Genomic DNA, 23,063 nt, shown 5'->3' with positions numbered 1-23,063 from the left:
TGTGGGGCCCCGTGACCTTGTGCGACCGTCCCGCCGACGGTGATGTCGCGGAAGTAAACATTGTGATACCGATTCGGTTCGGCGGATTCGGCAGTGGGACGCTTTCGATGTTTCCCGATGCTAGGAGTTTCGTATGGAACCGATCATGAGCAAGCGCGCGGCCGCCGACCTCGTTGTCGCCGCCCGCATCCGTCAGGAATTGTCCTGGGCCGATATCGCCGACGCTCTCGGTGCCCCGCTGGTCTGGACGACCGCGGCATTGCTCGGGCAGCATCCGATGACTGCTGAGCAGGCGGACAAGGTCTGCGGTCTGCTCGGGCTGGACGACTCGGTGGCCGAAAGCCTCGTGTTGCAGCCGGCCCGCGGCGCCGATCCGGCGCTGATGAGCGATCCCACGATCTATCGCTTCGTGGAGGCGCTCTCGGTGTACGGGCCCGCGTTGAAGGAACTCATCCACGAGGAATTCGGTGACGGGATCATGAGTGCCATCAACTTCAAGGTCGATTTCGCCCGCCGTCCCGACCCCGACGGGGATCGGGTGGTCATCACCTTCGACGGGAAGTTCCTCGACTACCGGTGGTGAGCCGGGCCCGCCGCCCGCGCGGGTCTCACTGATCGTGCGGTAGTTCGTCGGCCAGGCGCTGGAGGTAGCCGGCGAACCGGCGGCGGTCGGCGGGGGACCAGTCGTCGGTGAGCCGATCGAATACCTGTCGTTGCCAATCGTGGGCGTCGGCCAGCAGGCGGACACCCGCCGGGGTGAGGTGTAGTGCCGTGCGGCGCCGGTCGAGATCGGATTCGCGGCGCGACAGGTAACCGGCGGTGGTGGCGTCGCGGACCATCCGGCTGGCTCCGGAATGATCGAGACCGAGCTGGTGGGCGACCGCGGTGATGGTTGCCTCGTCCGGGGCCTGGGTGGCACCGGCCACCGCCTCCACGACCTGGACGTGCTGAGCGTTGCGCAGTTCCGCGTTCTGCCCGCCGACGCCGCGCTGTATCCAGCGCCGGGACCAGAATCGGACCAGGCGGAACAGGGCGGGCCCGCCGTCTGCGGGCGAGGAGCTACCGCTCATGTAGACCAATCTATCCTCTTCCAAATTTTCTGTGCGACACGCATGTAAATTATGTGTGTATCGCACGCAAAAGAAGGAGGATCATGTCCGGATCGAGTAGCGCTGCGCGCATCGTGCTGGATCACGCCATCGTTCGGGTGTCGGACCGCGCGGCGGGGGCGGCGTTCTTCGCCGAGCTCATGGGGCTGACGGTGGGCGACCCGGCCGGCCCGTTCGTGCCGGTGCGAGTGAACGAGAGCCTGACCTTGGATTTCGACGACCGCGGCCGTGTCGAGCCGGGGCACTACGGATTCCTGGTCGACGAGGCCACCTTCGACGCCGTGCTGGGCCGGCTGGCGCGATGGCCCGCCGTCGAGTTCGGGTCGGGTCCCGGGAACGGCTGGGATCGAGATATCAACCACCTGGGCGGTGGTCGCGGTGTCTACGTCCGCTCGCCGGAGGGGCACAGCTACGAAATGTTCACCGTGGCCTGCTGACATCGCGTGCTCGGCGGCCAATTCTGAACTCAATGGTTCAGTATGAGTTCTAGGACGCCTCCTCCGGGGGAGCCGGCGCTCGGCGCTCCGGCGCCGGCCGGTCGTTCGCGGGCTGTGCTCTCTCCTGATCGGACTTCTTTCACGGTCGGCGGGTTTCAGCGCTCGCTGTCGAGGGCGCTCATCTGCGCCTCCGCGTATCGGCTCCCCGCCACCGCCGCGGCCGGCACCGCGTCCTCGATCGCCGCGATATCGGCCGCGGTGAGGGCGATATCGAGCGCGCCGAGCGCTTCCGACCAGCGGGTACGGGTGCGCGCCCCGATCACCGGAACGATATCGCCGCCGCGGCTCAGTACCCAGGCGATGGCCAGCTGAGCGGTGGAAACCCCCTTGCCCCGCGCCAGCGTGGCCAGCGCGTCGACCAGTTTCAGGTTCGCGGCGAGGTTGTCGCCCTGGAAACGCGGGGCGTGGGCACGGTAGTCGGCCGCCCCGAAACCGGCGGTGCGACCGGGCGCGGTGTCGCTGAGCAGGCCCCGCGAAAGCACCCCGTAGGCGGTGATGCCGATGCCGAGTTCACGGCAGACGGGCAGGATCTCGGTTTCGATTCCACGGGAGAACAGCGAGTACTCGATCTGCAGGTCGGCGATCGGGTGTACCGCCGCCGCCCGGCGCAGGGTCTCGGCGCCCACCTCGGACAGGCCGATATGCCGCACATATCCCGCGTCGACGAGTTCGGCGACGGCTCCGACGGTCTCCTCGATCGGTACCGCCGGGTCCAGCCGTGCCGGGCGGTAGATGTCGACATGGTCGACTCCGAGCCGGCGCAGGCTGTAGCTCAGGAAATTGCGCAACGCCGCCGGTCGGCTGTCGAAACCCTGCCAGCTGCCGTCCGGGCCGATCATCGCGCCGAACTTCACGCTGAGGATCGTCTCCTCGCGCGGACGATCGGCAATGGCCCGACCCACCAGCAACTCGTTGTGGCCCATGGCGTAGAAATCGCCGGTGTCGACGAGCCGGGCGCCGGAATCGAGCGCGGCGTGGACAGTGGCTCTCGATTCGGCTTCATCGGCGGGGCCGTAGGAACCCGACATCCCCATCGCGCCGAGCCCGATCCGCCCGACCGTCGGCCCGGTGCTACCCAGTTGTGCGACTGCGATCTGTGTATTCGTCATACCGACCACGGTGGTGGACCGGGCGCGCTCGTGGCAGAGACGCTTTATCGGGGGAGCGGCGATCCCTGGTCCACCGCGCGGCGGTGCGCGACAGTAGAGGTATGGATCGCAGCGAACTCGCCGATTTCCTCCGTCGCCGCCGGGAACAGCTGACCACCGAGTCGGTCGGCCTACCTCCGGGCACCCGCCGCCGGACTCCCGGCCTGCGCCGTGACGAAGTGGCGCAGCTGGCGGGGATCTCCACCGACTACTACACGCGGTTGGAGCAGGCGCGCGGACCCCGGCCCTCCACACAGGTGCTCGCCGCGCTGGCCCGTGCGCTGCGCTGTACCGCCGACGAACGCGATCACATCTATCTCCTGTGCGAACACGCGCCGCCCGGCGGCAGCCGGACCGACAAACACGTCGGTCCGGGACTGATGCACGTACTCGCCAAACTGGACGATATCCCGGCGGCCGTCATCACCGACCTGGGCGAATGCCTGGTACAGAACCGGATGCACACCCTGCTGTTCGGCGATCAGGCCGAACAGCAGGGCCGGCGCAGGTTCTACGCCTGGCGGTGGTTCACCGAACCGGAAGCCCGCGTGATCGCCCCGGTGCGCGACACCGACGGGCTCGCCCGTCGGCACGTGGCCGATCTGCGCGCCACCGCAGCACGCCGGCCGAAGGACCCCGACGTCATCGAGTTCATCGCCGCGCTGCGGGCGAACAGTCCGGAGTTCGAGCGGCTCTGGAACGAGCACGAGGTGGCGGTTCGGCACTCCGATACCAAGAGCGCGGTACACCCCGAGGTCGGGGTGATCGATATGTTCTGCGAAACGATGCTGACCCCCAGCGCCACCCAGCGTTTGCTCATCTACTGGCCGTTGCCGGGTACCGATGCCGCGGAGAAGATGGAACTGCTGCGCGTCATCGGCACTCAGCGACCGGGGGCGCCGGAGCCGCCGTCCTACTCGCGGCCGGCCGAGGTGAAGGACATATCCGCGTAGCGCGGTCCGGCCACCTGAGCGGCGATCGGTTCCAGCCGATCCAGTTCCGCCGCGGTCAGAGTCACCGCGGCCGCGGCGGCGTTCTCCGCGAGCCGGGTCCGGCGGCGGGTGCCGGGAATGGGCACCACCGGCAGCCCGTGCACCTGTGCCCGCGACTGCACCCAGGCCAGCGCGACCTGGGCCGACGTGAGGCCGCGCGCTTCGGCGACCGCGTGCAACGGTGTGAGGAGGGTGGCGTTGTGCTCGGCGTTGTCGCCGGTGAAACGCGGCATACGCCGCCGGAAATCGCTCTCGCTCAGGTCGTCGGTGCTGGGCATGGCTCCGGTGAGGAAACCGCGGCCCAACGGTGAATAGGGCACGAAGGTGACGCCCAGTTCGGCGGCGGCCGGCACCGCGGTGCGCTCGACGTCGCGAGAGAACAGCGACCACTCCGACTGCACCGCCGCGATCGGATGGACCGCGTGCGCGGCGCGCAATTCCGCTCCGGTGACCTCGGACAGGCCGAGCGCGCGTACCTTGCCCGCGCGCACCAACTCCGCCATCACCCCCACGCTGTCCTCGATCGGCACCTGGGGATCGCGCCGGTGCATGTAGTACAGGTCGATGGTGTCGGTACCGAGGCGGCGCAGGCTGGCGTCGACTGCCCGGCGGATGTAATCGGGTGAGTTGTCGATACCGCGGTAGTGCGGGTCGTCGGCCTTGCGGACGATCGCGAACTTGGTGGCCAGTACGATCCGGTCCCGGTTGGCGCGGACGAAATCGCTCAGAAACTCTTCGTTGTCGCCGGAACCGTAGATATCGGCGGTGTCGAACAGGGTGATGCCGAGTTCGAGGGCGCGGTCTAGGGTCGCGCGGGATTCCGCGCGGTCGGTGGGGCCGTAGAACTCGCTCATACCCATGCAGCCCAGCCCTTGGACACCCACCCGGATCCCGGTGGTGCCCAGCGGAGCGGTCGGCAGTACTTCGGTCATGTTTCTCGGATGTCCCTTCACGATGCTGCGTTGTCGGGTGACCGGGTGGCGTCGCCGGGGACGTGCTGCTCGTAGAGCGAGATCTTGTGATCCAGCACCGCCACGGTCTGTTCGAGTTCGGCGATACGGTCGAGAACATCGGCGCGGGTCTTGCGGAACATCGCGAGCCGTTCGGGGATCGTGCTCGCGCCGGCGCGGACCAGTTCGGCGTACCGGATCATGTCCGCCACGGTCATACCGGTGGTGCGCAACCGGGTGATCAGCGTCAGCCAATCCAGGTCGCGGTCGCTGAACCTGCGTTTGCCGGTGTGGTCGCGGCCGATATGGGCGAGCAGGCCGATGCGCTCGTACCAGCGCAACGTGTCCTGGCTCAGACCGCAGTGCCGGGCCGCCGCCCCGATCGAATGCCGGGGGAGTTCCCGAGCCGGGTCGGTGATGTCCGGGCCGGGTTCGATGATACTCACGCCGACTACACTCCTTGCCGAAAACCTTTGCGCCACAAAGCTTTCTATGTGGCGCTCGATATTCTCTCGTCGAACGAGGACAACGTTAGCCACCTGGAGTGGACTCCAAGCAAGCGCTGCCCGGCGGATCAGCTGCCGTGCGGCCGCCGGGCGCGGGGTCTCAGCTGCCCACCGGGCAGGGGTGGCGCCGGAATGCGCTGGTCCGGGGTATGGCCGGCGATATCACCGAAACGCTCGGTGTTGTGCGACTCCCAATCCGCGCGGGCCGCCACGATCTCCGCGTGCTCGCGCGCGACGAAGTTCCACCACATCACCAGTTGCTCCGCGAGCGGTTCCCCGCCGATCAGGGCGAACCGGCCGCCGGAGTCGCTGGACAGGTCGAGACTCTCGCGGCCGGTGCCCAGATACAGCAGCGGGCCCGGCGTGAGCTCGCATCCGGCGGCGGTGACCGTGCCCTCGATCGCCAGCAGTGCGTACTCGAACTCCGGCTCCAGCGGCAGCGTGGACGCGGTCGCGGGATCGATCTCGATATCGGCCCCTACCAAGGTGGTGTAGATCGTCGCCGGTGAGGTCACCCCGGCCAGCGAACCCAGCAGCACGGTCGCCCGCAGACCCGGGGCGGTGCGGACGGGCAGATCCCGGTGCTGCTCGAAATGGGGAGCGATATCGCGGTGCCCCTCCGGCAGCGCGACCCACAGTTGCAGCCCGCGCCCGGCGGGGGCCTCGGGCACCGTGTACTCCGAATGGGCGATCCCGCGTCCGGAGGTCATCAGATTGAGCTGGCCGGGCTCGATGCGCACATCCGAGCGCACGGAATCGCGGTGCCGGATCATTCCCTCGAACGGCCAGGTGACGGTCTGCAGACCGATATGCGGATGCGGATCGATATCGGGCGGCGCGTCGGTGACGGTCACCGTCGGGGCGCCGAAATAGTCCAGGAAACACCAGGCCCCGACGGTCGGCAGATCCCGCTGCGGCAGGGTCCGTTCCACATAGGTGCCGCGCACACCGCCCAGCGGCACCTCCCGGGCCGGATACAGCCGAATTAGCGGCCCCGGCCCGATTCCCGGCTCGCACAGGGTCTCGGTGGGGTGCGGATCGAGGTCACTCACCGCCGACCACATGCTCGTTGTACTGCGGATGCTTTTCCAGGTAGCTCCGGATGAACGCGCATACGGGCCGGATCTTGCGCCCGCGGTCCACGGTGTCGGAGATCGCGAACTCGGCCAGCCGGCTGCCCAGCCCTTTACCGCCGAACTCCGATCCGATCTCGGTATGGGTGAAGACGGTTTCCCCGCCTCGCTCGGTGTACTCGGCGAATCCGGCCAGTTCGGCGCCGTACCACACCTCGTATCGGTTCTCGCCGGGGTTGCGCACCACCTTGGTCTGCTCGGTCGCTTCGGTCATCTCCGCAGCTCCTTTCCGTGTCCGGCCATCTGCTCCCGACGGCATGACCGGGGCCCTACCGCCGAGCGCCAGCGTACTCAGCCGCACGCGACCCGGAGGGCGCGCTCGCGCGGGGCGTGGCCGGTGCCCGTCCAGGGGGGTCGCCGACCGGAACACGCGCGCACCAGCGCATCCGGGGTCCGGCACGTAACCTGGGAGGATGGCCAAGGAAATCGACCGGGTCCGGGCACGTTCGGCGTGGGCCACGGTCAGAGAGAGCCCGGTGATCACCGCGATCGCGGTGGCGCCGATCGTCGTGGTGTTCGGTCTGGTGTGGTGGCTGATCGGCGGCTGGGCGGCGTTCCTGCTACTCGTCGTGCTCGGCGCCGGAGCAGTGTTCGGCGGCAAACTGCTGCGCTGACTGTCAGCGCGGCACGTGGAAGGTCACCAGGTCGCCCGCACCCGGGCCCACCTGGTCCCATTCGCCGGGTAGGCGCAGCACCGCCAGGGCGGACGTGGGGAACTTGCGGCTCAACCCGATCGCGTCCTCGGTATCGTGCTGGGCCGCGAGGTCCCAGGCCGTCCACGGCATACCCGGCGCGTGCCCGATCACCAGCAGGGTCGAGACCGCGGGGTCGGTGAGCCCGATCAGTTCGATCAAATAGTCGGTCGTGGCCTCGTAGATCCCGGGCTCGAACTCGACCGGTGCGGTGATCCCGGTGGCGGCGAGTGTTTCCCGGGTGCGGGTCGCGGTGGAACAACGCACCGCGTCGATCGGTGGCTGCTTCGCCCGCAGCCAGGTGCCGGCCAATGCCGCCTCCCGTTTACCGCGCGGCGCCAGCGGGCGCTCGTGGTCCTCGATTCCGGCCGGGTACGCCGATTTCCCGTGCCGCATCAAGATCAGAGTCCGAGCCATGGGTCCACCGTAGGCACCCTCCGTGCGGAGATCCACAACACACTCGAGGCAAACTGAAAGCGGCGTCACAATAGAGGTAGGCCCGGTGATCCCGGTCCACGCTCAGTCGTCACGCCCTGCCACCCGCGACCCGGACGGCACCAGCCCGCATATAAGTCTCGAGGATCTGCACAAATATGGCCTACGTAATCACGCAGCGTTGCTGTAACGACGCGAGCTGCGTTTCCGAGTGCCCGGTCGACTGCATCCGCCCGACTCCGGACCAGCCGGAATTCGCCACGACCGAAATGCTCTACATCGACCCCGACACCTGCATCGACTGCGGCGCCTGTGTCGACGCGTGCCCGGTGGAGGCCATCTTCTCCGAGGACGATCTGTCCGCGTCGCTGGCCCGCTTCCGGGAGATCAACGCGGCCTGGTTCGAGCGGCACCCGCTGGAGTCGAACCTGGATCCGATCGCGACCCCGGTGCGGCCGCCCAAGGACCTGGGTACGTTGCGGGTCGCGATCGTCGGCGCCGGCCCCGCGGCCGCCTACGCGGCCGACGAACTGCTGCGGCGCTGCGATGTCCAGGTGGAGATGTTCGACCGGCTGCCCACGCCGTGGGGTCTGGTCCGCGCGGGGGTGGCCCCCGACCATCCCGGCACCAAAACGGTCGCGGCCATGTTCGAATCGGCCTTCCGGCGCGACACCCTGCAGTACTACCTGAACGTCGAGGTCGGTAAGCACATCACCCACGAGGAACTGCTGGCCCATCACCACGCGGTCCTCTACGCGGTGGGCGCCTCCTCGGACCGGCGGATGGGCATCCCCGGTGAGGATCTGCCCGGCAGCCATTCGGCGACCGAGTTCGTGGCCTGGTACAACGGGCATCCCGACTACGCCGACCGGGTCTTCGACCTCTCCGGCGAGCGGGCGATCATCGTCGGCAACGGCAATGTCGCCCTCGATGTCGCCCGCGTGCTGACCGTGCATCCCGATGAGCTCGCGAAAACCGATATCGCCGACCACGCCCTGGCCGCCCTGCGCGGGAGCAATATTCGCGAGGTCGTGGTGCTGGGCCGGCGCGGTCCGTTGCAGGCGGCCTACACCTCGCCGGAGTTCCTGGCGCTCGCGCACCTGTCCGGGGTCGATATCGTCATCGACCCCGCCGAACTCGAACTCGACCCGGCCTCGCAGGCCCTGCTCGACCACCCGGAGGTCGAACCTTCGCTGAAACTGAAATACGCGCTGGCCGAGGAGTTCGCGGCGAAACCGCCGACCGAGGGCAACAAACGGATCGTGTTCAAGTATCTGGCCGCCCCGACCGCGCTCACCGGCACCGACAAGGTCGAAGCGCTGGAGTACGCCCGCAACGAACTGGTGGAAGAGGACGGCATTCTCAACGCCCGCCCCACCAGTGAGGTCGGCAGTCTCCCGGCTTCGCTGGTGCTGCGGTCGATCGGCTACCGTGGCCGGCCGATCCCGGACCTGCCCTTCGACGAGAAGCGCGCGGTGGTCCCCAACGAACACGGCCGCGTGATCGGTGCCGACGGCCTGCCGCTCACCGGTGTGTACGTCAGCGGCTGGATCAAACGCGGCCCGCGCGGGGTCATCGGTTCCAACCGGGTCGACTCCGAGGAAACGGTGGAGGGCCTGATCGCCGACTTCATCGCGGGCAAGCTGGCCCCTCCCACCGCCGACCGGGACGCGCTGCGCGCCCTGGTCCAGGAACGCCAGCCGGACCTGGTCGACCGGGTCGGCTGGAAAGCGATCGACCAGGCCGAACGCGGTGCCGGCAAGGAGTCGGGCCGGCCCCGGGTCAAGTTCACCTCCCTCGCCGACCTGCTCCAGGCGGCCAAGGGCGGTAGCTGACGGCGACGGCCGACGGCCTGGCCGTGCGATGGAGTGGGCCCGTGCCCCGGAGCGATCCGGGGCACGGGCCCACAGCTGTGCGTGGGTGGGGTTTGCGCCTCGGGGCGATGCGCGGTCTACAGCGGCGCTATACGGACGATTGTGGTGGTGATTCCGTCCACGACGAACCATAGGCGCAGGGTGGGGCGGCCCGTGGTCCGGTCGCCTGGTTCGTACCTGCTGCGGACGCTGATGTGCTGCCGGGCCAGGACCGGGGCGACGTATTCGATGACCGCCCGGTGCGGGCCGCCGACCAGTTTGGGGTAGTCGACCAGATACTGCTCCACGGCCTGCCAATAGCAGGTGTTGTTCACATGGTTGTACTGGTCGATATCGGTGGCTCGCAGCGGGAACGGCAGGTCGGTGTCGGATTCGGGTGGCGCCGGGTCGGTGAGCCAGGGGCGCCAGCGGAGTCGCTGCTCGTCGGTGGTCTGGGCGAGGTAGGCCAGGCCCGCGTCGCTGATCCGGGCGGGCATATTGTTCGACTCGTTGATATTGATCCAGAAACCTTCGGTTTCGATCAGGCCGCCCCGGTCGCTGGTGACGCGGACCCGCATATTCGCCCAGCGGGTGGACATACTCGAACACCAGCGTCGCAGGTGGACGTGGTCTGGCCACAGTACCGGCCGGATCACGTCGATCACCGTGCGCCGGATGATCCAGTTCGGGTCGCTGCGTTCCAGGACCGATTGCTGGAGGTGTTCCCAGGCGATGTCCTGGAGGTAGCGGGCGACACCGTCGAGGCGTACACGGTTGTACGGGTCCACGTCGCCGGCTCGCACCGGCCACGCCGTAACGAACCCCATGCCCTCCTGGGGAAGCGGGGCGAGTGGCTGATCGAGTGACACTTGTGCTCCTCGCGCGGCGGGTTGGGCCGCGGTACTTCTGCGTATTTCCTGTGAGACGACTTTACGGGTCGTGTGTCACAGCGCCACGCCGAGCCGTCGGTTCTCTGTGCTCGGCGTGTGGCGGCGGTCGGTATCCGACGTAACCGGTGCCGTTGGAGACCCCGACCACCCCGGGCACATTGCTCAGCGATCCGTACCGTTCGATGGCGTATCGCGTACCGGCGATGATGTTGTCCACCGAATTCCAGATAGCGCCGTGACCGGGCAGCGAATAGGAGTTGAAGGTCGGGTCGATGGTCTGCAGTGCATAGCCCGGGTATCGGTGACCGCGCTACCGGTGAGCTAGGAATCCCACCCGTTGCTCTCGCGGCCGAGCCCAACAAACAAACCGCGCTGCGCGGGGCGCTCGACCAGCGGTGATCGGCCGTACGCGCCGGTGCGTGCCCGCCCGGCTCGATCGGGGGATGGACTCGAGCCGGTGACGCCGATTAAGTTGTTGAGGACGGGTGGATTGGTACATATCGACTGGCGCGTCTCTATAGCCGCCGGTCGGCGAACAGAGAGGTCGGCATATGCGCGCAGCTCAGGTCAGCAAACTCGAAGGGCCGGAAGCGATCGAGATCGTCGACATCCCGCAACCGCAGCCGTTGCCCGGCGGCGTGGTGATCGATGTGCACGCCGCCGGGGTGGCCTTCCCCGACGTGCTGATGACCCGTGGGCTCTACCAGATGAAACCTCAGCTGCCGTTCGTGGTCGGCGGCGAGGTCGCCGGTGTGGTGCGCGAAGCTCCCGAGGGCGCGCATGTGCAGCCCGGCGACCGCGTTTGTGCCCTCACCATGCTCGGTGGCGCCATGGGCGAAGTCGCCGCCACCGCCGCCGAGATGGTCTTCAAACTTCCGGACAACATCTCCTTCGAGGCGGGCGCCGGAATCCTGTTCAACGATCTCACCGTGCACTTCTGCCTGCGCAACCGCGGCCGTCTCGCCGAAGGTGAGTCCGTGCTGGTTCACGGCGCCGCCGGTGGTATCGGCACTTCCACCCTGCGACTGGCGGGCGCACTGGGCGCCGGCCGGGTGATCGCGGTGGTGAGCACCGAGGAGAAGGCCGAGGTCGCCCGGGCGCACGGCGCCACCGATGTCGTACTCACCGACGGCTGGCTGGACCGGGTCAAGGAACTCACCGACAACCGCGGTGTGGACATCGTGCTCGATCCGGTCGGTGGTGATCGCTTCACCGACAGCATCCGCTCGCTGGCCCGCGGCGGCCGGCTGCTGGTGGTCGGCTTCACCGGCGGTGATATCCCGACTGTGAAGGTGAACCGGCTGCTGCTGAAGAACGTCGAGGTCGTCGGCGCGGGCTGGGGTGAATGGATGCTCTCGCACCCGGGCTATCTGGCCGAGCAGTGGGCCGAGGTCGAGCCGCTGTTCGCCTCCGGCAAGATCGCCGCGCCGCAGGCGGTGCTGTTCCCGCTGGAACAGGCCGCGCAGGCCGTCGCGTCGCTGGAAAACCGCTCCGCCACCGGCAAGGTGGTCGTCACGCTGCGCTGACGGCGCCGGGCGGCGTGGGAAACCACCGGTTACCTGCGCCGCCCTCGGGTAACGCCGTTCGTCGGTATTGTGCACGGCATGCGGATCAGGTCGGCGATAGTCCTCGGGTTAACCGCGGCGTTTGCTCTGACGGGCTGCGGTTCCGGCCAGGGCTCCGAGGAAGCCGACGGGCCGCGCGGTCCGGCGCCGAAAGTGGCCGCGCTGGGTCCGTTCGTGGGGGAATGCGGGCATGTCACCGATAACGAGGTACGCGATGTAGGGGGTCTGCGGCAGATCGTCCAGTCGTACAAGAACGCGGTCGGTTGCAACTGGCAGTCGGGCGGGCTGGGCGGCGCCTCGATCACTTTCGCCTCCTATCGCGGTAGCCCGCTGGAAAGAGAGAAGGCCTGGGTCACCACGCACGGCCGGCCGCCGGAACCGATCACCGTCGGCGGCCGCAACGGATTCGCGGCACTCGATCCCACCGGCACCATCTGCGATCTCGCGGTCCAGCTCGACGACGACTTCTTCGAATGGTCCACCTCGCTGGGTTCGTTCAGCACCGACCGCGGCAACCCGTGCGACCGCAGCCGGGCGCTGGCCGAACTGACAATCGAGCGGCTGGAGTGAAGAGGATGCGACGTCTGCGAACCCGCCACCGGCGACTGCGCACCGCCGCCGCGGCGCTGGCCCTGCTGGCGGTCACTGTGCTGGGCGCCGGCTGCGGCAGTACCGTCGAAGGGACCGCGCTCCCGGTCGGCGGCGGCGAATCGGTGGACACCGCCCAGATCGACAAACTGCTGCGCGAATGCGAAGTGGTGACCGAGCAGCAGATCATCGATGCGCTCGGCGGTAACACCTATATCAGCGATTCGTTCTTCGGCGCGGTCTGTATGTGGGATATCGGCGGCGGCTCCGGAATGCTCACGCTGAACTGGTACGAGAACGGGTCGTTGCGTACGGAACAGGAGACCAACGACAAACTCGGATACACCAGCACCAAGACCACCGTGCAGGGGACCATCGCGCTGGAGGTGCGGCGGCCGAACGACCCGAATTCGTGCGGGATGACCGCGAGCGCAGCCGACTCCGGGGTGATCGGCTGGTGGGTGAACTCCTCGGGCGGGACGGCCGACCCGTGCGCCGCCGCCAAGAAACTACTCGAACTGACGCTCAATATCGCTCGTTAGTACTGCGCCGGTGCTCCGCGCGGTACGCGCCCCGCGACCCCGGGTCGGACCGGGAACAAGCGGCGGTGCCCGGTGGTTGAGAAGGAAACGCGAGACTGCCCGGGAGAGGTCGAGAGCCGGAATTCGAGGGGCCGTGGCCGGCCCGCCATATCACAACATCACCCCGGTTTTGACCCTATTCACTACGCCCGAGTACAGTGGACCGCTGTGCCCGGAAGGATACGGGCAAGTTCGAGCGTAGACGTAGGCCAGCGAGAGCGGCTGACGATTCCAGCGTGCCTGTAAATCGGGCCCTGAACTACGCGCGACACGCCCGACCTCGGGACGCGAGAAACGTGGTTGGACGTGCGGGTGAAAGCTCGATGAACAGCCCTGACACCGCCATAACCGATAAAAGGAAAGCCGGTATATGCCAACCATCAACCAGCTGGTCCGCAAGGGTCGCCGTGACAAGGTCGCCAAGACCAAGACCGCGGCCCTCAAGGGGAGCCCGCAGCGTCGTGGCGTGTGCACCCGCGTGTACACCACCACCCCGAAGAAGCCGAACTCCGCGCTGCGGAAGGTCGCGCGTGTGAAGCTGACCAGCGCGGTCGAGGTCACGGCTTACATCCCCGGTGAAGGCCACAACCTGCAGGAGCACTCGATGGTGCTCGTGCGCGGCGGTCGTGTGAAGGACCTCCCCGGTGTGCGTTACAAGATCATCCGCGGCTCGCTCGATACCCAGGGTGTGAAGAACCGCAAGCAGGCCCGCAGCCGTTACGGCGCCAAGAAGGAGAAGAGCTGATATGCCGCGCAAGGGCCCCGCTCCCAAGCGTCCGCTGATCAACGACCCGGTCTACGGGTCGCCGCTGGTGACGCAGCTGGTCAACAAGATCCTGCTCGACGGCAAGAAGTCCACCGCCGAACGCATCGTCTACGGTGCGTTGGAGCAGGCGCGTGAGAAGACGGGCACCGATCCGGTCGTCACGCTCAAGCGCGCGCTGGACAATGTCAAGCCGTCGCTCGAGGTCAAGCCCCGCCGCGTCGGTGGCGCCACCTACCAGGTGCCGGTCGAGGTCCGTCCCGGCCGCGCCAACACCCTGGCCCTGCGCTGGCTGGTCAACTTCTCCCGGGCCCGCCGGGAGAAGACGATGGTCGAGCGCCTGGCCAACGAACTGCTCGATGCCAGCAACGGCCTGGGCGCCTCGGTGAAGCGTCGTGAGGACACTCACAAGATGGCCGAGTCCAACCGGGCCTTCGCGCACTATCGCTGGTGATGTCTGCCCGGCCCATCGCTCCGGGGTCGGGAGGCTTACGGAAGCTCTGCTTCCGCTTTGACGACAGATGACGACCGATCGGTCGTCGGCGAAAATCCCAACTAGCTACGAGCGGGGAAGATTTCCGTGGCACAGGACGTGCTCACCGACCTGAACAAGGTCCGCAACATCGGCATCATGGCCCACATCGATGCGGGCAAGACCACTACCACCGAACGCATCCTCTTCTACACCGGTGTGAACTACAAGATCGGCGAAACCCATGACGGGGCGTCGACCACCGACTGGATGGAGCAGGAGCAGGAGCGCGGTATCACCATCACCTCCGCGGCGGTGACCTGCTTCTGGAACCAGAATCAGATCAATATCATCGACACCCCGGGGCACGTGGACTTCACCGTCGAGGTGGAGCGCAGCCTGCGGGTTCTCGATGGCGCCGTTGCCGTCTTCGACGGCAAGGAGGGCGTGGAACCGCAGTCCGAGCAGGTGTGGCGGCAGGCGGACAAGTACGACGTGCCGCGGATCTGTTTCGTCAACAAGATGGACAAGCTCGGTGCCGACTTCTACTTCACCGTGCAGACCATCAAGGACCGCCTCGGCGCCAAGCCGCTGGTCATCCAGCTGCCGATCGGCGCGGAGGACTCCTTCGAGGGCATCGTCGACCTGGTCGAGATGAACGCGAAGGTCTGGACCGGCGAGACCAAGCTCGGTGAGAAGTACGAGGTCCAGGAAATCCCGGCCGATCTGCAGGAGAAGGCCGAGCAGTACCGGCAGGAACTGCTCGAGACCGTCGCCGAATCGGACGAGGCCCTGCTGGAGAAGTTCTTCGGCGGCGAGGAGCTCTCGATCGACGAGATCAAGGGCGCTATTCGCAAGCTGACGGTCAACTCCGAGCTGTACCCGGTGCTGTGTGGTTCGGCGTTCAAGAACAAGGGCGTGCAGCCCATGCTCGACGCCGTGGTGGACTACCTGCCCTCGCCGCTGGATGTCGAATCCGTGCAGGGCCACGTGCCCGGCAAGGAAGACGAGGTCATCACCCGTAAGCCGAGCGCCGACGAGCCGTTCGCGGCCCTGGCGTTCAAGATCGCGGTGCACCCGTTCTTCGGCAAGCTGACCTACGTCCGCGTCTACTCGGGCAAGGTCGACTCCGGTGCCCAGGTCATCAACGCGACCAAGGGTAAGAAGGAGCGGCTGGGCAAGCTGTTCCAGATGCACTCCAACAAGGAGAACCCGGTACCACAGGTCAGCGCCGGCCACATCTACGCGGTCATCGGCCTGAAGGACACCACCACCGGCGACACCCTGTGCGATCCGAACAACCAGATCGTGCTGGAGTCCATGACCTTCCCGGACCCGGTCATCGAGGTCTCCATCGAGCCCAAGACCAAGTCCGACCAGGAGAAGCTGGGCACCGCGATCCAGAAGCTCGCCGAAGAGGACCCGACCTTCACGGTGAAGCTGGACCAGGAGACCGGCCAGACCGTCATCGGCGGTATGGGCGAGCTGCACCTGGACATCCTGGTCGACCGGATGAAGCGCGAATTCAAGGTCGAGGCGAACGTCGGCAAGCCGCAGGTGGCCTACCGCGAGACGATCACCAAGAAGGTGGAGAAGCTCGAATTCACCCACAAGAAGCAGACGGGTGGTTCGGGTCAGTTCGCGAAGGTCATCATCGCGCTCGAGCCGTTCGTCGGTGAAGACGGCGCCACCTACGAGTTCGAGAACAAGGTCACCGGTGGCCGCGTGCCGAAGGAATACATCCCTTCGGTCGACGCGGGCGCACAGGACGCCATGCAGTACGGTGTGCTCGCCGGTTACCCGCTGGTCAACCTGAAGGTGCTGCTGCTCGACGGTGCGTACCACGACGTCGACTCCTCGGAGATGGCGTTCAAGATCGCCGGCGCGCAGGCCCTGAAGGAAGCGGCCCGTAAGGCCGGTCCGGTGATCCTCGAACCGCTGATGGCGGTCGAGGTCACCACGCCCGAGGACTACATGGGCGATGTGATCGGCGACCTGAACTCCCGCCGTGGCCAGATCCAGGCCATGGAGGAACGCAGTGGTGCCCGTGTCGTCAAGGCGCTGGTTCCGCTCTCGGAGATGTTCGGTTACATCGGTGACCTGCGGTCGAAGACCCAGGGCCGGGCGAACTACTCCATGGTGTTCGATTCGTACGCGGAGGTTCCGGCCAACGTGTCGAAGGAGATCATCGCCAAGGCGACCGGCGAGTAATATCGCCCGGTCGTCTGCACGACCCCCTTGTAAATCAATCCGCACTGCTGCAACTGCAAGCAACAACAAGTCCAGGAGGACACCACAGTGGCGAAGGCGAAGTTCGAGCGGACGAAGCCGCACGTCAACATCGGCACCATCGGTCACGTCGACCACGGCAAGACCACGCTGACGGCTGCGATCACCAAGGTGCTGGCGGAGAAGTATCCGGATCTGAACGAGAGCTTTGCCTTCGATCAGATCGACAAGGCGCCGGAGGAGAAGGCTCGTGGTATCACGATCAACATCTCCCACGTCGAGTACCAGACCGAGAAGCGCCACTACGCCCACGTAGACGCCCCCGGTCACGCCGACTACATCAAGAACATGATCACCGGTGCGGCGCAGATGGACGGCGCCATCCTGGTGGTCGCGGCCACCGACGGCCCGATGCCGCAGACCCGTGAGCACGTGCTGCTCGCCCGTCAGGTCGGCGTGCCCTACATCCTGGTCGCGCTGAACAAGTCGGACATGGTCGACGACGAGGAAATCCTCGAGCTCGTCGAGATGGAGGTCCGCGAGCTGCTGGCTTCGCAGGAGTTCGACGAGGACGCCCCCGTGGTGCGCGTTTCCGGCCTGAAGGCGCTGGAGGGCGACGAGAAGTGGAGCGAATCCATCATCGAGCTGATGAACGCGGTCGACGAGTCCATCCCGGACCCGGTGCGTGAGACCGACAAGCCGTTCCTGATGCCGATCGAGGACGTCTTCACCATCACCGGTCGTGGCACCGTCGTCACCGGTCGTGTGGAGCGCGGTGTGGTCAACCTCAACGAGGAAGTCGAGATCGTCGGCATCCGTCCGGAGAAGACCAAGACCACCATCACCGGTATCGAAATGTTCCGCAAGATGCTGGACACCGCGCAGGCCGGTGACAACGCGGGTCTGCTGATCCGTGGCATCAAGCGCGAGGACGTGGAGCGCGGCCAGGTCGTCATCAAGCCGGGCACCACCACCCCGCACACCGAGTTCGAGGGTCAGGCCTACATCCTGTCCAAGGACGAGGGTGGCCGCCACACCCCGTTCTTCAACAACTACCGTCCGCAGTTCTACTTCCGTACGACTGACGTGACGGGCGTTGTGACCCTGCCCGAGGGCACCGAAATGGTGATGCCCGGCGACAACACCGAGATGTCGGTGAAGCTGATCCAGCCGGTCGCCATGGACGAGGGTCTGCGCTTCGCGATCCGCGAGGGTGGCCGCACCGTCGGCGCCGGTCGCGTCACGAAGATCATCAAGTGATTCACTGAATCGCTGGGAACGGCGCCGCTCCGCAAGGGGCGGCGCCGTTTTCGTTTCGTACGGCAGGATGCACGAGATGAACCACCCCCAGGCGTAGCCCGACCCGTTGGATTCAGATAATCTCGAATACACCGACGCCACAGCCACTCGCCACGCCCAACTCCTGGCGCAGGTGCGTCGATCGGGTAGACCACGCGGCGCACACGATCTGATCATCGCAGCGCATGCTGCGGAAACCGGTCGTGCCGTCGTTTCCCTCGATACGTTGGCGAAGTTCGGTGATCTCGATGGCGTCACAGCCATAACGCCATGATGCCGGGACGGGAGTGGGTCGAGTTCGACGATCCAGTCGCCACGGACGGCTGATTCATCCTACGGACGTATCCGGCGGGGGACAGCGCTACAGGTGGTGGGCACTGGTGCGGTGGTAGTTTCTGCTTGCTGAACTGGAGTCGAGTGGCGGGTGCACGGTGAAGACGACCCACTGGCCTGACGGCCGGAACGACTCGAACGATCGCTCCTCGGCAGGCGTGCCGATAGACCCTATGACTGTGGCCGCGGCGGGAATTCGCTGTCAGAGCCTTTCCAGCGGTGGGGAGCTGCCGTGTTGACGGATACCCTTCGGCAACTTCACAACTCGTTCGAAGGGCTAGCAATGATCTCGAACAATGTCGTCAAAACCGTCGTCGCCTCGACGCTGCCGCTGATCGCCGCCACGGTCGTCGCCGGGGGCGCTTCCGCCGACGCCGGGCCGATGGCCGATGCGCAGGCCACGCCGATTGCCGGTATTCCGCTGGAGGAGCCTCAGGAGGTCAAGACCAACCCGGGCGCCCAGTACCCCGATCCCGTGTTGAACGGCGCTGCTCTGGGCGCCGGTATCGGCTCGGCGGTCGGTTCGGCCACGGGTTCCGGTGGGCCGATCCTCGGTGGGCTGATCGGCGCCTTGGTCGGTGCGGTGAACCCCGACGTGGTCCCGCAGGTTCTTCCCTGAACTGACCAGGTGTACTGACCACGGACGTTGGTGACGGCGTGGTGGGCTGACAAAACGAAGACCTCCGAGTGAAGTGCGAGCTGTCCAGGAACGCAGTCACCTACCGGAGGTCTTCGTGCTCCACCGTAACGCGCCGTTGTCGGAGTTGGGCCGGTTGCGGCGGGCTCCGGCAGCGTGCTGGTGGGCGCGCATGATCATGGAATCCACACTCGCCTGCCAGTCGATTTCACCACTGGCCTCGGCGAAGGCCTGCAGCATTTTCAGGACGAAAACCCATGCTCCGGCGCGTTGCCGGCGCCGGAACAGGCTATCGATCGCCTGCCAGGGTCCGTACTGCGGCGGCACGTCGCGCCAAGGTGAACCGACGCGGGTCCGCCACCATCGTCACGCGTTGCCGGACCTGTTCGCTGGGCACGGCCGGGCGGTCGATTCAGCGTCTGCCCCCGAGCATGTTGGCGGCGGCCAGTATCGGGATCGCTGTCGCGGTGATCGCCGCGCCGAGCGGTGTACCGGTGGCTCGCATCCAGCGGACCGTCCGCATGGCCGCGGAGAGGGTTTCGCTTCCCCGTACCCGCATCTCCGCCTCGAACCGGCTCACGGCGACGGGCAGCGTGATCGTACCGGAAGCGACCGCGCGCAGGTTCGCGACCAGACTCGCGGCATCCCGGATGGCGGCTCCGGCACCCATACCCGCGGTGGGCGGGGTGGCGTGGACGGCATCGCCGAGGGCTGTGACAGAGCCGGCGGCCCACGGCGCCAGGTCCCGGGCCCGGGTCGACGCCGCGTTGAAGCGGAAGGCGGCGATACTGCCGGGCTCGGCTCGTGCGACGACCTCGAGCGTGCGCCGGCTCCAGCCGCCACGGTCGAAAGCGGTGAGCAGCGCGGACCGCAGGGCGGTGCCGCGGAGCGTGCGCATCGCCTCGGTCGCGGCGGACTCGGGAAACATGGCGCCCCAGATATAGGTCGGTCCGGTGGTGACCGCTTCCCGGCCCTCCGGCGCGTCGAGCACGGCGTTGGCCACCGGGTCGAGGAAACCGATATACAACGCCGTGGTGCGCGGGCCGATCGCCATACTCGAGCGCGTTCCGAGTCGTTGCCGCTCGGATATGCCGAGGTGTTCGGCGCCGGTCCGCCCGGAGAAGCCGATTATCCCCGTGGGTTCGCTGGTGGGGCCGCCTGCCAGATACCGGGCGACCGTCGAGTGGGCACCGTCCGCGCCTACCAGGAGATCTCCCCGGCACGCGGGTCCGTCCGCGAAGACCGCCGACGGTTCGCCGTCCGCGGTGCGGGCGATCTCGGTGACCGTCCGGCCCAGACTCAGGTCGGGTCCGACCGCGTCGGCCAGCACGGTCCGCAGGGTGATGCGGTCGATATCCACGCTGGGGCTGTCCTCGAGCCGCGGCCCGTATGCCAACAGGCGCCCGCGCCGATCCCAGAGTGCGTCCCGGTCACGCAGCCGCAATGCCGACGCCGACCGCAGAAGTCGTTCGAAGATCTCCGGTGCGACGAGTTCCCGGAGCGCCGCCTGTGCACGGCCGTCGAGTGTGATGTGGTAGCCACCGGTCTCCGCGACGTCGAGATCGCGATCGAAGACCGATACATCGAACTCGTGCCGGCGTAGTCCGGCGGCCAGCGCCAAGCCGCCGATTCCGCCGCCGACGATGATGATGCGCATTGTGTTCCGGCTCCTCGAGCTGTTGTCGGACGATTGCCGGACCGACACTGCCATCGGTGGTGGCCATCGAATGTCCACTACCTTGGAATGGTGGCCGATACCTCCCGGCGCGCACTGCGCCTGCTGTCGTTGCTCGCCACTCGACGGAGCTGGTCGCTCGGTGCGCTCGCCGCCCGGCTCGAGGTCAGTGAGCGCACCGTTCGGCGGGATATCGAAACACTGCGGTCGCTCGACTATCCGGTTGTCACGCTGCGTGGACCGGCGGGCGGCTATCGGCTCGGGACGGGCCACACGCTGCCCCCGCTGCAGTTCGACGAGGACCAAGCGCTCGCGGTCGCGATAGCACTACAAACGGCTCCGACCACGGTTTCCGGCCTCGCCGACCACACCGAACGGGCGCTGGAGACCCTGGAACAGGTCATGCCCGTCAGGCTACGAGCGGCCGTGGCGGCGTTGCGGCTGACGAGTTTGCAGAACTATTGGGAGTTTCCGGCCCAACCCATCGAGGCGGCCGCGTTGCAGGCGGCGGGTAGTGCCGTGCGACGTCACGAGGTGCTCATCGTCGAAATCCTCGGGCCCTGCGGTACCCGCCCCGACCCCGGTACCGCCGAGTTCTCGCCGGCCAGGCGCCTCGAACCCCATCACCTGGTGGTCTGGGCGGGCCGGTGGTACCTGGTCGGATACGACCACGCCGACCTCGCCTGGCGGGTGCACCGACTCGACCGCCTCCACCTGCACTCGCCCACGGGGATTCGATTCACACGCCGTGAGCTGCCCGGCGGTGATCTCGCCGGCCTGGTCATGAGCACCCACGACCGTGGGGACACTCCCGCCGCGTGGGAGTGCACCGGAAGCGCGCGGCTGAAGCTGCCGGCGGAGACTGTCGCGCGCTGGGCGCCGGGTGGATCGGTTGTCGAGCACCTCGATTCCGATCACTGCCGACTCACCGTCGGTGCCTGGTCCTGGGCCGGTGTCGCCGGACTGCTCGCCACATTCGATACCGACCTCGCCGATGTGGAGCCCCCGGAGTTGGTGGCCGCCTGCCGCCGGCTGGTGCGACGGTGGCAGGCCGTGGCCGGGGACGACCGACCGACGGCGGCGCACCCGTGATCGCGGTACGCCGGAAAGCCCGGCCCTGCCGCAGGGCGCCGGATGCGTCGGCGCCGAAACAGGTTTCGCGGGCGGCCTGAAGCAGTCGGATCGGCGGTCGGCGGCAACTCGGCCGCGTACTGCGATTCGGGCGCGGGGACAGGTGCACAGCGACCGGCGCATTGTCGGCTACTGCCGGCCGGGCCACCCGAGACAACGGTTTCGGACGACCGCCGACCCGACTCCCGAACGGTGGTGCGTGACCGGCCCCGGATGTGGCGGCCCGGTCCGATCCGAACCGGAATCCGCCTCGGGCTGCGCAATCTATCGCGTCGTCCTACAGTTGACCGAGCATCCGGCTCCGAGTACGACGCCGGGGCGCTCGAATGCGGGAAGGATGGACACGGCCATGCACCCGGCCGCCGACGGTGACCGTACGGTGGATTCGAAATCCACCGCGCAGGGTCAGCAAACTCAGCCCGGCTCGAAGATCGGAGCGGATCCGCGCGTTACCGTGGGCTACGCCGATGCCCGTGATGTGCTCGCCGATACAGCCGGCTTCTCGTCTCGATTCGCTCTCGGCCCCGACGCCGCCCGCGCGGTAGCCGCCCATTCCTCGGCGCTCACCGGCAGGCAGCTCAGTTATCTGGTCATGCCCTCGAGCCTGGCCTGCGCGGATGGACCCGAGCATCGGCGGCTGCGGCGTATCGCCCTACGCGGTATGGCGCCGGAAGTACTCGAGCGGCTACGCCCGGAGATCACCGGGGCCGCGGAAGAACTTGTTTGCGGGCTCGGGATCGGACGCCCGCTCGATTTCCGGTCGAAGTTCACCGAGCCGTTGGTGACCGTAGTACTTGCGGCCGTGCTCGGCGGCGAGGACCGGTACCACGCCGAATTCCGCGAATGGCTCCGGGCGATGACGGCGATCTCGCGTACCGGCACCGTATCGGCGGATCTCCTGGCCGGCCACGCCGACCACGCGGAGAGTTTCACGAACTGGCTCGGCGGTCGCATCAGCCGATTGCGAACCTGTCCGGACCACAGCCCGCTGGCGGCGATGGTGGTCGAAGCCGGTGCGCAGCCGGTACCGGACAGCGACGTGATCCGGGTGTGCCATGCGCTGGTCGTGGCTGCCTACGCGCCGTTGACCAACTTGCTCACCACGCTCGTCACCAGTGTGGCCGCTGATCCGGGAATGCGGCGGAAGTTGTCCGCCGACGCCGCTGTGGTGCCGCGGCTGGTCGAGGAAGTGCTGCGTTGTCACCCGCCTCTGACCAGCACGCATCGGACCGCGCTGGCCCCGGTGACCCTCGCCGGCGAGCGGGTCGTGGCCGGGACCCATATCCGTATCGACCTGGCGGCCGCGGGGCGGGACGAGACAGTGTTCCCCGCCGCCGGCGAAATCGATCCGGACAACCGGACCGCGGAGCATCTGGCGTTCGGCTTCGGTCCGCACTCCTGCGTCGGCGCGCGCCTGGCCCGGATGGTGGCGGTGATCGCGATCCACGCTCTGCTGGAGCGGTTCGACGGTCTGTACGTTCAAGAAGTACCACGCGTTACAGAAGGGTCCGGCCATGTCTCAGGGCAGCTGTTGTTCACCCGCACGGGTCACTGTCGGGCAGATCCTCGCCGCACCGACTGAGCA

The 23,063-nt window shown here is 67.3% G+C and carries 25 protein-coding genes; 15 read left to right on the top strand and 10 right to left on the bottom strand.

What is annotated here, in order from left to right; translation table 11 throughout:
- Positions 1 to 133: 133 nt before the first annotated feature.
- Positions 134 to 583 (top strand): cyanase, encoded by a 450-nt coding sequence (gene cynS, locus NS4_RS22695; protein ID WP_063061522.1) that lies wholly within the window; start codon positions 134 to 136, stop codon positions 581 to 583.
- A 25-nt stretch (positions 584 to 608) separates the two neighbouring features.
- Here the strand turns inward: cynS and NS4_RS22690 are convergent, their stop codons facing one another.
- Entirely contained in the window at positions 609 to 1,070 is a 462-nt protein-coding gene (locus NS4_RS22690) for a MarR family winged helix-turn-helix transcriptional regulator (RefSeq protein WP_063061521.1), read from the bottom strand.
- A gap of 83 nt (positions 1,071 to 1,153) precedes the next feature.
- Here NS4_RS22690 and NS4_RS22685 point away from each other — a divergent pair, with 83 nt between their 5' ends.
- The gene (locus tag NS4_RS22685) at positions 1,154 to 1,546 is read left to right on the top strand and encodes a VOC family protein (protein ID WP_063061520.1); all 393 of its coding nucleotides are present in this window, start codon (positions 1,154 to 1,156) and stop codon (positions 1,544 to 1,546) included.
- 155 nt (positions 1,547 to 1,701) lie between these two features.
- Here NS4_RS22685 and NS4_RS22680 read toward each other — a convergent pair whose 3' ends face one another.
- Positions 1,702 to 2,715 (bottom strand): aldo/keto reductase, encoded by a 1,014-nt coding sequence (locus NS4_RS22680; RefSeq protein ID WP_063061519.1) that lies wholly within the window; start codon positions 2,713 to 2,715, stop codon positions 1,702 to 1,704.
- Positions 2,716 to 2,816: 101 nt separating this feature from the next.
- On the opposite strand from NS4_RS22680, the gene NS4_RS22675 reads away from it, so the two are divergent.
- On the top strand, positions 2,817 to 3,707 hold the full coding sequence (locus NS4_RS22675) for a helix-turn-helix transcriptional regulator (protein WP_084487605.1): 891 nt from the start codon (positions 2,817 to 2,819) through the stop codon (positions 3,705 to 3,707).
- Here NS4_RS22675 and NS4_RS22670 read toward each other — a convergent pair.
- The 4 genes from NS4_RS22670 to NS4_RS22655 form a co-directional block, all read right to left on the bottom strand.
- A complete protein-coding gene (locus NS4_RS22670) occupies positions 3,668 to 4,678 on the bottom strand; it encodes an aldo/keto reductase (RefSeq protein ID WP_063061518.1) in 1,011 nt (336 codons plus the stop codon). The genes NS4_RS22675 and NS4_RS22670 overlap by 40 nt on opposite strands.
- 17 nt (positions 4,679 to 4,695) lie before the next feature.
- Positions 4,696 to 5,142: a MerR family transcriptional regulator gene (locus NS4_RS22665; protein WP_245665624.1), complete on the bottom strand. Its 447-nt coding sequence runs from the start codon at positions 5,140 to 5,142 to the stop codon at positions 4,696 to 4,698.
- Positions 5,143 to 5,270: 128 nt separating this feature from the next.
- Complete coding sequence (locus NS4_RS22660; protein ID WP_063061542.1) at positions 5,271 to 6,254, bottom strand: pirin family protein; 984 nt, start codon at positions 6,252 to 6,254, stop codon at positions 5,271 to 5,273.
- Positions 6,247 to 6,549, bottom strand: a complete 303-nt coding sequence (locus NS4_RS22655; protein ID WP_063061517.1) for a GNAT family N-acetyltransferase — start codon at positions 6,547 to 6,549, stop codon at positions 6,247 to 6,249. The genes NS4_RS22660 and NS4_RS22655 overlap by 8 nt, the downstream gene beginning before the upstream one ends.
- Before the next feature lie 199 nt (positions 6,550 to 6,748).
- On the opposite strand from NS4_RS22655, the gene NS4_RS22650 reads away from it, so the two are divergent.
- Positions 6,749 to 6,949 (top strand): hypothetical protein, encoded by a 201-nt coding sequence (locus NS4_RS22650; protein ID WP_030525238.1) that lies wholly within the window; start codon positions 6,749 to 6,751, stop codon positions 6,947 to 6,949.
- A 3-nt stretch (positions 6,950 to 6,952) separates the two neighbouring features.
- On the opposite strand, the gene NS4_RS22645 is transcribed toward NS4_RS22650, so the two are convergent.
- Positions 6,953 to 7,444: a SixA phosphatase family protein gene (locus tag NS4_RS22645; protein WP_063061541.1), complete on the bottom strand. Its 492-nt coding sequence runs from the start codon at positions 7,442 to 7,444 to the stop codon at positions 6,953 to 6,955.
- 176 nt (positions 7,445 to 7,620) lie between these two features.
- Between NS4_RS22645 and NS4_RS22640 the strand changes: the two genes are divergently transcribed.
- A complete protein-coding gene (locus NS4_RS22640; protein ID WP_063061516.1) occupies positions 7,621 to 9,297 on the top strand; it encodes a 4Fe-4S binding protein in 1,677 nt (558 codons plus the stop codon).
- A 116-nt stretch (positions 9,298 to 9,413) separates the two neighbouring features.
- On the opposite strand, the gene NS4_RS22635 is transcribed toward NS4_RS22640, so the two are convergent.
- Complete coding sequence (locus NS4_RS22635; RefSeq protein WP_063061515.1) at positions 9,414 to 10,184, bottom strand: acyl-[acyl-carrier-protein] thioesterase; 771 nt, start codon at positions 10,182 to 10,184, stop codon at positions 9,414 to 9,416.
- A 572-nt stretch (positions 10,185 to 10,756) separates the two neighbouring features.
- On the opposite strand from NS4_RS22635, the gene NS4_RS22630 reads away from it, so the two are divergent.
- From NS4_RS22630 to NS4_RS22595, 8 genes are all read left to right on the top strand, one after another.
- A complete protein-coding gene (locus NS4_RS22630) occupies positions 10,757 to 11,731 on the top strand; it encodes an NADPH:quinone oxidoreductase family protein (RefSeq protein ID WP_063061514.1) in 975 nt (324 codons plus the stop codon).
- A 78-nt stretch (positions 11,732 to 11,809) separates the two neighbouring features.
- Positions 11,810 to 12,340 (top strand): DUF3558 domain-containing protein, encoded by a 531-nt coding sequence (locus NS4_RS22625; protein WP_063061513.1) that lies wholly within the window; start codon positions 11,810 to 11,812, stop codon positions 12,338 to 12,340.
- A gap of 5 nt (positions 12,341 to 12,345) precedes the next feature.
- Positions 12,346 to 12,900 (top strand): DUF3558 domain-containing protein, encoded by a 555-nt coding sequence (locus NS4_RS22620; RefSeq protein WP_063061512.1) that lies wholly within the window; start codon positions 12,346 to 12,348, stop codon positions 12,898 to 12,900.
- A gap of 409 nt (positions 12,901 to 13,309) precedes the next feature.
- Complete coding sequence (rpsL, locus tag NS4_RS22615; protein ID WP_030525247.1) at positions 13,310 to 13,684, top strand: 30S ribosomal protein S12; 375 nt, start codon at positions 13,310 to 13,312, stop codon at positions 13,682 to 13,684.
- A 1-nt stretch (position 13,685) separates the two neighbouring features.
- Positions 13,686 to 14,156, top strand: a complete 471-nt coding sequence (gene rpsG, locus NS4_RS22610; protein ID WP_014353063.1) for a 30S ribosomal protein S7 — start codon at positions 13,686 to 13,688, stop codon at positions 14,154 to 14,156.
- A gap of 126 nt (positions 14,157 to 14,282) precedes the next feature.
- The gene (gene fusA, locus NS4_RS22605) at positions 14,283 to 16,385 is read left to right on the top strand and encodes an elongation factor G (protein WP_039826859.1); all 2,103 of its coding nucleotides are present in this window, start codon (positions 14,283 to 14,285) and stop codon (positions 16,383 to 16,385) included.
- A gap of 87 nt (positions 16,386 to 16,472) precedes the next feature.
- Positions 16,473 to 17,663 (top strand): elongation factor Tu, encoded by a 1,191-nt coding sequence (gene tuf / locus NS4_RS22600; RefSeq protein WP_039826858.1) that lies wholly within the window; start codon positions 16,473 to 16,475, stop codon positions 17,661 to 17,663.
- A 655-nt stretch (positions 17,664 to 18,318) separates the two neighbouring features.
- The gene (locus NS4_RS22595; protein ID WP_063061511.1) at positions 18,319 to 18,654 is read left to right on the top strand and encodes a hypothetical protein; all 336 of its coding nucleotides are present in this window, start codon (positions 18,319 to 18,321) and stop codon (positions 18,652 to 18,654) included.
- A gap of 96 nt (positions 18,655 to 18,750) precedes the next feature.
- On the opposite strand, the gene NS4_RS22590 is transcribed toward NS4_RS22595, so the two are convergent.
- Positions 18,751 to 18,999 carry a hypothetical protein gene (locus tag NS4_RS22590; protein ID WP_063061510.1) on the bottom strand — a complete coding sequence of 83 codons (249 nt, stop codon included), beginning with the start codon at positions 18,997 to 18,999 and terminating at the stop codon, positions 18,751 to 18,753.
- A gap of 85 nt (positions 19,000 to 19,084) precedes the next feature.
- Positions 19,085 to 20,329, bottom strand: a complete 1,245-nt coding sequence (locus NS4_RS22585) for an FAD-dependent oxidoreductase (protein ID WP_063061509.1) — start codon at positions 20,327 to 20,329, stop codon at positions 19,085 to 19,087.
- A 90-nt stretch (positions 20,330 to 20,419) separates the two neighbouring features.
- Here NS4_RS22585 and NS4_RS22580 point away from each other — a divergent pair, with 90 nt between their 5' ends.
- Entirely contained in the window at positions 20,420 to 21,439 is a 1,020-nt protein-coding gene (locus tag NS4_RS22580; protein WP_063061540.1) for a helix-turn-helix transcriptional regulator, read from the top strand.
- Between the two features lie 376 nt (positions 21,440 to 21,815).
- Positions 21,816 to 23,060 carry a cytochrome P450 gene (locus tag NS4_RS22575; RefSeq protein WP_063061508.1) on the top strand — a complete coding sequence of 415 codons (1,245 nt, stop codon included), beginning with the start codon at positions 21,816 to 21,818 and terminating at the stop codon, positions 23,058 to 23,060.
- Positions 23,061 to 23,063 lie beyond the last annotated feature (3 nt).

The organism is Nocardia sienata NBRC 100364 (assembly GCF_001613205.1).
Taxonomy (GTDB): Bacteria; Actinomycetota; Actinomycetes; order Mycobacteriales; family Mycobacteriaceae; genus Nocardia; species Nocardia sienata.
This window is presented reverse-complemented; position numbering and strand designations above follow the sequence as displayed.

Excerpts from the sequence above, each read along its gene's own strand:
- NS4_RS22575 (WP_063061508.1), top strand. The coding sequence starts at position 21,816 with ATGGACACGGCCATGCACCCGGCCGCCGACGGTGACCGTACGGTGGAT.
- NS4_RS22630 (WP_063061514.1), top strand. The coding sequence starts at position 10,757 with ATGCGCGCAGCTCAGGTCAGCAAACTCGAAGGGCCGGAAGCGATCGAG.
- NS4_RS22625 (WP_063061513.1), top strand. The coding sequence starts at position 11,810 with ATGCGGATCAGGTCGGCGATAGTCCTCGGGTTAACCGCGGCGTTTGCT.
- NS4_RS22650 (WP_030525238.1), top strand. The coding sequence starts at position 6,749 with ATGGCCAAGGAAATCGACCGGGTCCGGGCACGTTCGGCGTGGGCCACG.
- NS4_RS22620 (WP_063061512.1), top strand. The coding sequence starts at position 12,346 with ATGCGACGTCTGCGAACCCGCCACCGGCGACTGCGCACCGCCGCCGCG.
- cynS (WP_063061522.1), top strand. The coding sequence starts at position 134 with ATGGAACCGATCATGAGCAAGCGCGCGGCCGCCGACCTCGTTGTCGCC.
- rpsL (WP_030525247.1), top strand. The coding sequence starts at position 13,310 with ATGCCAACCATCAACCAGCTGGTCCGCAAGGGTCGCCGTGACAAGGTC.
- NS4_RS22645 (WP_063061541.1), bottom strand. The coding sequence starts at position 7,444 with ATGGCTCGGACTCTGATCTTGATGCGGCACGGGAAATCGGCGTACCCG.
- NS4_RS22675 (WP_084487605.1), top strand. The coding sequence starts at position 2,817 with ATGGATCGCAGCGAACTCGCCGATTTCCTCCGTCGCCGCCGGGAACAG.
- NS4_RS22680 (WP_063061519.1), bottom strand. The coding sequence starts at position 2,715 with ATGACGAATACACAGATCGCAGTCGCACAACTGGGTAGCACCGGGCCG.
- NS4_RS22585 (WP_063061509.1), bottom strand. The coding sequence starts at position 20,329 with ATGCGCATCATCATCGTCGGCGGCGGAATCGGCGGCTTGGCGCTGGCC.
- NS4_RS22690 (WP_063061521.1), bottom strand. The coding sequence starts at position 1,070 with ATGAGCGGTAGCTCCTCGCCCGCAGACGGCGGGCCCGCCCTGTTCCGC.
- NS4_RS22655 (WP_063061517.1), bottom strand. The coding sequence starts at position 6,549 with ATGACCGAAGCGACCGAGCAGACCAAGGTGGTGCGCAACCCCGGCGAG.
- NS4_RS22595 (WP_063061511.1), top strand. The coding sequence starts at position 18,319 with ATGATCTCGAACAATGTCGTCAAAACCGTCGTCGCCTCGACGCTGCCG.
- NS4_RS22670 (WP_063061518.1), bottom strand. The coding sequence starts at position 4,678 with ATGACCGAAGTACTGCCGACCGCTCCGCTGGGCACCACCGGGATCCGG.
- NS4_RS22640 (WP_063061516.1), top strand. The coding sequence starts at position 7,621 with ATGGCCTACGTAATCACGCAGCGTTGCTGTAACGACGCGAGCTGCGTT.
- NS4_RS22685 (WP_063061520.1), top strand. The coding sequence starts at position 1,154 with ATGTCCGGATCGAGTAGCGCTGCGCGCATCGTGCTGGATCACGCCATC.
- rpsG (WP_014353063.1), top strand. The coding sequence starts at position 13,686 with ATGCCGCGCAAGGGCCCCGCTCCCAAGCGTCCGCTGATCAACGACCCG.